Source organism: Streptomyces sp. NPDC001858 (assembly GCF_053594615.1).
Map to the genome: position 1 here is coordinate 376,048 of NZ_JBSFEV010000006.1, position 6,961 is coordinate 383,008.

The window sequence follows — 6,961 nt, forward strand, 5'->3', positions numbered from 1 at the left end:
CCAGAGGCACCGAGACGACCGAATCGCAGTGGGGTCAGTACACGGTGGAGAACGCGCTGCTGAAAACGCTGACGCTCAGCCCTTCCGCCGCTAGTGGAGGTTGTGCATAGGTGTCCCAGGTCTCGGAGAACCTGGCATGGCGGGAGAGGACTTGAACCGTCTTGGGGTCGTGGAGTCCTGACGTTCCAAGTATGGAGGTGTAGAAGCGCTTCAGGTAATGGAACCGGGTTCCTGAAGGAAGCCCTGCCCTGTCGAGTGCCTGAAGCCATTTTCGGTAGAAGTGGTCCCCATGCACGGGCCGGCCATGGACGTTCATCACCGCACGGCTGTGGCTTCCTGGGTCGGTCCCCGGTGGGTCAAATTTTTCTTTGTGTTTTGTCAGTTGCCTGATCAAGAATGGGTCGACGGGCAGTGTTGCAGAGCTCGACTTCGTTTTGAGCGGTGCGGTCCGTCCGTGCTGCTGTTGTTCCTTGATGTACAAGAAATTCCGTGACCAGTCGATGTGATTCCACTTCAGTCCGAGAACTTCCCCGCGGCGCAGCCCGGCACAGGCGCCCAGCCAGACAGCGATCTCGAGACGCGGCTCTACCTGCCGTATGGCCGCTGCTGCGGCGGCGACCTGCTCGGGTCTGAGGGCGACCTCGATACATCTGTCGATTTCGGGTAGTTCGACGCGGGACACGATGTTCGAGGGGAGCGGGACATCTTCGTCCTGCAGGTAGTGCATGAGGAGGCGCCATGTCTTGAACACCTGAACCACCGAGCGCGGCGACCGAAGGCTCGGTGTACTGAGGAGATGGTCCACGAACGCTGTGGAGTCGCAGCGTCGCAGAGACGCTGCCGGCCGGCTGCCGACGAACGGCAGAATGTGGTTTCGGAGATGCCCCTCGTAGGCGATCACCGTGTTCTGCCGTTTGTTCCTCTCCTTCTTCCTCTTGATCATCTGCGCTGAGTAGAAGGACACGTCGCAGGCAGCGTAAGCACGGTTTCCCCGGCGCTCTTTGTTGCTGTGCGGCGACACCTCGTTCAGGTGGGCATGTGCTTCATTCCATTCCCCGAACGAAACGCGTCGTTCCTGCCCGAGGTGATCGACGTAACGCGCCTGCCATCGCAGGCCTCGTCCATGATCGGATGACGGATAGAGCGGGTGATTCCTGGTTCCGCATTTACAGGGAACGTCGCCACGGTGCGGTTTCGGGTGGGCCTTGTGCCAACGGTCAAATGGCAGCGCTGATCTCATCATGTCTTTCGCCGGATTACGCCACTTGGCCAGGCCGATTCGGTCGAAGCGGCAACGAAGTTGCTCCGGTGTCTGCTGATTACGGCTCGTTCCGGCCTGCGGACTGTACGGCAACAGCATTTCCCGCCGGGGCGCGATTATGCACAGCTGTTCATGGTGTCTGGTGTGGCATTCGGATGGTGTCGCTGTGTGCCAGATCGTGAACCGTCGCCCGACCCGCGACTCCTGTCCCTCGGAATGCAACTCCGCCGCCTCAGAGAGCAGCGTGGCTACAGCCTGGAAGAGCTCGCAGAACGCAGCGGGCTGAGCTTTCGGGGTCTCATCTACATCGAACACGGGAAACGCAATCCCAGCGCTCTGACTCTCGTGGACATCCCTGAGGCGCTCGGTGTCGCACCCGGCGAACTCATCAATCACCTGGCGGAGGGCACCCTGGCGAAGCCCCGCAGTAGCCAGATCGGCTCGTCGGCGCACACGCAGGCCGGTATCGGCCGGGCCGCGATGGTTGCTCCACGGCGTGCCGGGAACTCCCGCTTGTCCTCCCGGCCCTGCCCTCGGGCGGTGGCTGTTTGGGTACTTCTGGCAGACGCTGATATCCGGGGATTGCCCAGTGCGTCGTCGCGGACGGCCGCCTACCCGCATCCGAGCAAGCTGGATGGCATAGACGCAGGGCCAGTTGCGGCAGGGGTGCGGAGCGCTGTGGGCAGCTGACAAGCGGGGGCGCCCAAGGGCGCCTGGTTCGAGGGGGCAAGCTCAGACGTCGGGCCCTCTGGCGCTGCCGGTGCTGAGTGCCGAGCCCGAGTTGGCGGCGAGTGCCGTCGCAACTGCCGCTGCTCGCAGCTGAACTGCCTTGCCCCGCGGCCGATGGCGGTGTGGGGGGTGCGCGGGGCAAGGGGCTCTGCGGTCAGGGACCCGGCCGGCGCTCACCGTGCCACTGGCGTGCAGACTCGCCGCATTGTGCTGCCGGGAGTCTGTCGTCGAGCGGTCGGGCGACGGGCCTGCTTCGTCGGCCGGGGCCACATGCGCCTGTTCAGTGATGCGTCGATTGCTGGTAGCAGCTGGAGATCCGGCTGAATATAGGGCCGGGCCTCCAGCGGGTTGCACCGTTCCTCGGACCGAGTCGTGGGGGACTCAGCAGCCGTAGTCGATCAGGTCGAACGAGGCGTAGTGGTCGGAGGTGTAGTAGTCCTCCTGGTACTCCTCGCCGGTGACGATGCGGCGGGCGCCGCGGGTGGAGGAGCCGGGGGTCTTGACGGTGTACTCGTGATAGTAGCCAGTGCTCTGGCTGGGGAGGATGCGCTCGCGGTTCTGGAAGACGCTGCCGTCCTGCGAGTACGGGTAGGGGCCGCCCTGCGCGATCAGGTTGAGCGTGGTGTAGGCCTGCGACGGCAGGTCGTCGTAGCAGATGCTGCCGACCGCCGTGGTGGCGGCGCCGGCCGTGCCGGCGGTGACGGTGCCGCCGACCAGGAGGGCGGACAGGACGGCGGCTGCGGCGCCGATGTGAGTGATCCGTGGGGGGAATCTCATGCCCTCATGATGACGCGCGTAGATGGTGTCATGTCAATGTCAAATCCGGAGAATTTCCCGTCCCGTCCGATGAGTTTTCCGGAAGTTAACTTCGAGATCGCGTTCTTGCGGAGGGTCCTTGGCGTGTCGTGGCCGGGCATGGTGGGCACGCCAGCCTGGGGCAGTGCGGTGTGTACCCGACTTGGATGTCAGGTTGTCGATGCCCGAGCTGCACTCACGCTGGAGCGGAGTAGACGAGGGTGGTCGGGCGGATGGAGGAGTGCTGTGTGATGGATGTGTCGTACTGGGGTCGACAGCTGGCGGATGACGTAACCCGGGTGATTGTCAGTGGCGCGCTCTACCCTCTGCTCGTGTGGAGGCGGTTGGAGCCCCAGGAGTGATCTATCCGTGGCGGCGCCGGGTGGTCCCTTTGGGGCGTCCGGCACGCGACCGGGACTGGCAGACGGGCTTCCTCGGCGACGAGCGGGAGCACGGCCAGATCCTGGAGGAGATGCGCAAAGGCCGTGGGTTCGAGTTTTCCGAAGGGGGCTCGTAGCTGAACTCGCGGGTGGCGCGTCCAGAACGGTACCGGAGCGGGCTCGGGTTCGTCCGGGCCGCCGACCTGAGGGCCAGGCCGAAACCACGAAGGAGTGACGGACGGCTGGGTGCCGTTCCGTAAAGGCCCGCGCCCTGAATAGGGTCCGCTCATGCCACAGCATCAGGAGCTCATACACGGGACGCTCGTCGTCACCCAGGAGATCGCCTACATCACCCCCACTCAGCGCCGTGAGATAGGTATGACCACGCGTGACGTCGTCGAGAACGCGCTATACCTCATCGACCCTTCGCGGATGATTCCTCCAGGCTGTGACATCCAAGGCTGTACCTACCGGCGGCCAGAGACGGCCGGTCTCAACACACCCGAATGGGCTACACATCGTGTCTCGAAGTCGCGGGGTCTGTTCCGCAGGCGGAAGGCGTACTTCTCGTGTCCTGAGCATTTGGACACAGTGAAAGCCGCGCTTGTCTTCGGCCACAGCGGCGACCCCAACCCCTGAACCCCTCCCATGGCCCCTCAGGCTTGTTCGCCTGGGCTTGGGGGTGGTGGCCGTGCGGGACATGCGCTGGAGTCGTTGCTGGGCGTGCGGATCTTCCCGGTCGGGCGCTGGGCGGCAGGTGTTGGTGCGGTCTGCGGCCGGGCCGAGTGGAGACTGGCCCGTCGTGGTGCTGGGGCCCGGTGAGGCGCAGTGCCCGCACCATATGAACCGTTGTCCCACCGACAGGTGCCCACTGGCGCACCCGGTGCAACTCCGTCCTACTCAATCCGAAGCACTGCTGGTGGAGGATGGCTCACTGAGACGGGCCGCAGCCTCCACCCTGGCGCCAGTGCCGCGGGCGCGGCCGGCCAACAGAACGATCAGAAGGGTTGGCACGAGCAGCAGCCCGAAGGCGACCCTGTAGCCGGACAGTTCGGGTGCGCCGGCCCCCAGGGAGGCGTTGAGCGCTGCGGAGGAAAGCGCCAGGATCGTGATCTGGCCCAGGTTCTGGTTGGTCTGCATCGCGCTGCTCGCGTAACCCTGTCGGCCGGGCGGGCTGTGCGAGAGCGACAGCACGGTCAAAGACGGGTTCAGCAGGCCCATGCCGACGGCCGCCACCAGCATCGCGGACGCGGCGGTGAGCTTCGGCGTCCCGGGCAGCGTCCCGGCTGCGGCGAGCACGACCGCCCCCATCATGGCAATCGCGCCGACGGTGACCAGATGGTGCCGTGGCCGGTGCTCCAGCAGCCGTCCCTGCACCCAGGAAGCGGCTGCCCACGACATGGCGGTACCCGTGAAAGCGAGGCCGATGACCACCGTCGGTGCATGCCGTTCGTCGATCAGCATCAGAGGTACGAACGCTTCGATCGTGAAGTAGGTACCGCAGGACAGGCCCTGCAGCAGCACCGTGGCCGGCAAGCCTCGGGCAGCCTGCCACGTGCCCACGGGCAGCAGCCGCGGCGTGAAGACCACGAGCAGGCCGAGCCCACCCACCAGGAACGGCAGATGCCGGACGTCCCAGCCCGACACGCCGTACTGCCCCAGCGCGGCGCCCAGACTCACCATCACCGCGAGCAACAGCGGAGGGCGCGACGGATGGCCCTCCGACGGCTCGACGGCTCCCGCCCAGGAAGGACCTCGCAGCACGACCACCAGCGCAAGCGCCGGCAGCACGGTCAGCCCGGCCAGGCCGAAGAACACCGCCCGCCAGGACCACCACTCGGACACCAGCCCGGCCATCGGAGGGCCCACCAGCGACGGGACGATCCAGCACGCGCTCATCAGGGCGAGCGCACGGGACCGCAGACGTTCCGGATACGCCTGGCCGATGGCGGTGTTGATCGATACCGCCACCATCCCAGCCGCCAGCCCGTCCAGGAAGCGACCGCCCGCGAGCTGCCAGACGGAGGTGCTGGTGGCCGAGGCAATCAGGGTGACCACCGCCAGGGCCATTCCCAACGCCAGCGGTCTGCGTGCCCCAGAACGGTCCGCCCAGTGGCCGCCCAGAACCCCACCCAGCAGACTCGCCGTCACGAAGCAGCCCGCCACCAACGGGAACAAGGAGACCCCGTCCAGGTCCCGCGCCGCCGTCGGCAAGGTGGGTACCACCGCCAATGCCGCCAACCCGGTCAGGAACATCACCGCAGCGAAACTGGCGGTGGCGGATACGTAGGTCCGGGAGAACAGCCCCTCTTCAGCGGTTTCGGACTGCGCCGGCGCACCATCAGCCATCGTCGTCCGCCCGCTGCCCGCCGTCGTAGCCGGTGCCACGGGAATCGCAAGCAGGCCACTCGATTATTGCCGTCGGACCACTGGTCACAGCTGCACAAGCTATTCGGCTCACGCGACCACACACCACTCGTTTTCGGGCTGCCCCAAGACCCAAGAGTGCAGAACCAGCGTATGTGGGGTGCCCAAACTTGAGCCCACTGAACCGGACCCAACTGGGAAACGATCACACGGCAGATGGGAAGCGACCTTCAAACCACTCCCTGAGCCGCAGGCCAACCCCACTCGTGAACACCCCCCCTCAGCACGTGCTGGATGTCGATGCCGTTGGGGGTGGCTATTCAGGCCCTGGCCTCGGTGCGGGTCCCGCGTTGCGGAGGCTGTGTTCGATGAGGCCAGGTTGGTCGATGGTGCCGATGTAGCGCAGGGCCGCCCCGACGGACAGGCCGAACAGGTCGCAGATGCGGCGGGGGTCGCCACCGGTGGCCTCGGCCTCGTGAAGGAGGCGGTCCTCCCGGAGCCGGCTGATGGGCATGCCGAGCACGTCGTTGATCCAGACATGACTAGAGGGCGTCTGAAAAGCCCGTCATCGGGCAAGTCACCTGGTAGCGGGGTGGTGACGCATTCTCGGGGGCTGGGGTGTGCGGGCTGCGTACCCGATACTCGACGGATCTGTCGGATCCGGAGTGGGAGATCCTCGGTCCGCTGGTTCCGGCGGTCAAGCCCGGTGGTCGGCCGGCGAAGCACTCGCGGCGGGAGATCCTCGACGCACTGGCGTACTGGTTGCGGGCAGGCTGCGCCTGGAGGCTGCTGCCGCATGACTTACCGCCGTGGCAGACGGTTTCCACTACTGGCGGCGCTGGCAGATGGATGGCGTGTGGGAGCGGATGCTGACGGCGCTGCGCGAATGCGAGCGGGTGCAGCTGGGCCGGGATCCCACTCCCAGTGCGGCCATCGTGGACAGCCAGAGTGTCCGGGCCAGTGAACGTGGCGGCCTCCACGGTTACGACGGCGGCAAGAAGGTCAGCGGCATCAAGCGCCACCTGCTTGTCGACACCCGCGGCACTGTCCTGGTCACCTGCGTGAGCCCGGCCAGTGTGGGTGACCGCGATGGCGCAGTGGTGCTGTTCTCCCAGGCTGCCGATACCTTCCCGCACCTGCGGCACGTGTGGGCAGACCAGGGCTATCGCGGTGCCGACTTCCACGCCTGGGCCCGGGAGGCCACCGGTATCACCGTGGAGATCGTGCAGCGCCGCGATGGTGGTTTCCGCTCAACCTGGGCCCGGGCGGGGGCACCGCCACCAGCAGTTCCCCAGTTCGCGGTGATCCCGCGCCGTTCGGTGGTGGAGCGGACGTTGTGCGCCACGAGGCGCCCTGTTTGTATCCCCGGCTGAGCCGGGAGGAACTCGGAAGGAGGTTTCTGGGCCGGATGACTTACCTGGATCCGAAA

9 protein-coding genes are annotated in these 6,961 nt (G+C 66.2%); 5 read left to right on the forward strand and 4 right to left on the reverse strand.

Annotation, left to right across the window (positions count from 1 at the left end; translation table 11 throughout):
* Positions 1-34: 34 nt before the first annotated feature.
* Positions 35-1,360 (reverse strand): tyrosine-type recombinase/integrase, encoded by a 1,326-nt coding sequence (locus ACWCPF_RS12005; RefSeq protein WP_451044865.1) that lies wholly within the window; start codon positions 1,358-1,360, stop codon positions 35-37.
* Positions 1,361-1,477: 117 nt separating this feature from the next.
* Between ACWCPF_RS12005 and ACWCPF_RS12010 the strand changes: the two genes are divergently transcribed.
* Positions 1,478-1,951 carry a helix-turn-helix domain-containing protein gene (locus ACWCPF_RS12010; RefSeq protein WP_451044885.1) on the forward strand — a complete coding sequence of 158 codons (474 nt, stop codon included), beginning with the start codon at positions 1,478-1,480 and terminating at the stop codon, positions 1,949-1,951.
* A gap of 420 nt (positions 1,952-2,371) precedes the next feature.
* Here ACWCPF_RS12010 and ACWCPF_RS12015 read toward each other — a convergent pair whose 3' ends face one another.
* Positions 2,372-2,767, reverse strand: coding sequence for a ribonuclease domain-containing protein (locus tag ACWCPF_RS12015; protein WP_451044866.1), 396 nt, complete (start codon positions 2,765-2,767; stop codon positions 2,372-2,374).
* A 376-nt stretch (positions 2,768-3,143) separates the two neighbouring features.
* Here ACWCPF_RS12015 and ACWCPF_RS12020 point away from each other — a divergent pair, with 376 nt between their 5' ends.
* Positions 3,144-3,302, forward strand: a complete 159-nt coding sequence (locus tag ACWCPF_RS12020) for a hypothetical protein (protein ID WP_451044867.1) — start codon at positions 3,144-3,146, stop codon at positions 3,300-3,302.
* A 151-nt stretch (positions 3,303-3,453) separates the two neighbouring features.
* Positions 3,454-3,804 carry a hypothetical protein gene (locus ACWCPF_RS12025; protein ID WP_451044868.1) on the forward strand — a complete coding sequence of 117 codons (351 nt, stop codon included), beginning with the start codon at positions 3,454-3,456 and terminating at the stop codon, positions 3,802-3,804.
* A 261-nt stretch (positions 3,805-4,065) separates the two neighbouring features.
* On the opposite strand, the gene ACWCPF_RS12030 is transcribed toward ACWCPF_RS12025, so the two are convergent.
* Both ACWCPF_RS12030 and ACWCPF_RS12035 read right to left on the reverse strand, forming a co-directional pair.
* Positions 4,066-5,514, reverse strand: coding sequence for an MFS transporter (locus ACWCPF_RS12030; RefSeq protein WP_451044869.1), 1,449 nt, complete (start codon positions 5,512-5,514; stop codon positions 4,066-4,068).
* 334 nt (positions 5,515-5,848) lie between these two features.
* Positions 5,849-6,046 carry a hypothetical protein gene (locus ACWCPF_RS12035; RefSeq protein WP_451044870.1) on the reverse strand — a complete coding sequence of 66 codons (198 nt, stop codon included), beginning with the start codon at positions 6,044-6,046 and terminating at the stop codon, positions 5,849-5,851.
* Positions 6,047-6,150: 104 nt separating this feature from the next.
* On the opposite strand from ACWCPF_RS12035, the gene ACWCPF_RS12040 reads away from it, so the two are divergent.
* A complete protein-coding gene (locus tag ACWCPF_RS12040; RefSeq protein WP_451044871.1) occupies positions 6,151-6,405 on the forward strand; it encodes a transposase in 255 nt (84 codons plus the stop codon).
* The gene (locus ACWCPF_RS12045; RefSeq protein ID WP_451044872.1) at positions 6,342-6,905 is read left to right on the forward strand and encodes a transposase; all 564 of its coding nucleotides are present in this window, start codon (positions 6,342-6,344) and stop codon (positions 6,903-6,905) included. Before ACWCPF_RS12040 ends, ACWCPF_RS12045 begins: the two co-directional genes overlap by 64 nt.
* The last annotated feature ends 56 nt before the right edge of the window (positions 6,906-6,961 follow it).